1 protein-coding gene is annotated in these 1088 nt (G+C 67.9%); it reads right to left on the reverse strand.

The annotated features are described in order from the left end of the window. Nucleotides 1–109 precede the first annotated feature (109 nt). Complete coding sequence (locus AC27VN_RS42170) at nucleotides 110–766, reverse strand: TetR/AcrR family transcriptional regulator (protein ID WP_490880620.1); 657 nt, start codon at nucleotides 764–766, stop codon at nucleotides 110–112. Nucleotides 767–1088: the final 322 nt, after the last annotated feature.

Below are 1088 nucleotides of genomic sequence, written 5' to 3' on the forward strand. Positions count from 1 at the left end.
GAGGCATCGGCCAGCAGCAAGGTCGAATGGCCAGCCGCGTCGAGCGCATGGCACAGCGCGGCGAGCGGACGCGCATCGCCCTCGGTGCCGTAGGTGACGACCGCGATCTTCATGCGCGCTTCCTCCGCGCGGCCTTGGCGCCGGCGCGCGTGCCGTCGACGAAGACCGCGACGATCGCCGCGAACTCCTCGTCCAGCACCAGGCCCGGCACGGTGAGCCAGCGCATCAGCGCGCCGAAGTACAGGTGGTGCAGCAGCTGCGCGAGATGCTCGGGCGCCAGGTCGGCGCGCAGGCTGCCTTCGTGCTGCGCCTCGCGGATCAGCAGCGCGAACAGCCCGATGAGGTCGCGCGGCCGGCCCTCGGGATCGCCGCCGCCGTCGATCTCGCTCTCGATGTTGAGGAAGCGGAAGCGGAAGTAGTCGAGCAGGTAGGCGCGATGGCGCTGCGACCACTCGGCCGAGGCCTCGAGCAGGCGCGCGAGCCGCGCCTCGAAGTCGCCGGGCGCGCCGACCAGTTCGGCCAGCCGCGCGGTATCGGCCGCGAGCTCAAGGTGGATCCAGTGCGCGAGCACCGCCTCCTTGGTCGCGAAGTGGTTATAGAGCGTGCCCTTGGCCACGTCCGCCCGCAGCGCGATCTGCTCCATCGTGGTGGCGTCGTAGCCCTGGGTCTCGAACAGCCGCATGGCGGTGGTCGCCACGTGGTCGAGCGTCTGCGCGCGCCGCCGCTCGCGGCGGCCGGGAGGTTCGGGGAGTTTGGGCGATGGCAAGGTGGCTACCTTGATATTGAACGTCGTCCAATTTTATACGACGTCTAAAAACTCTTCGGTGCCGAACGGTCCGCGGGCAGACCGGAGCGACCTGTCCTCCACGTACCGACCGAGGAGCACACGAACTTTTTTACTTGTTTTCGGGGATTGAGCGGCCATGGGCTTGCACGCAGAGTACGCACGCTGTTTCGCAACCGTCTTTTTTTCACGACTCGATTCTGGGAGTTCGCATGTCCGGCCGTCTCACTGCTGCTTCTTCTTTCTCCCGCCCGTCGCGGCGGCCGCGCTCGCACGGCATCGCGTTGTCGGCCCTGAGCGCGGC

This window comes from Variovorax sp. 20P10.2.4, from assembly GCF_058244205.1.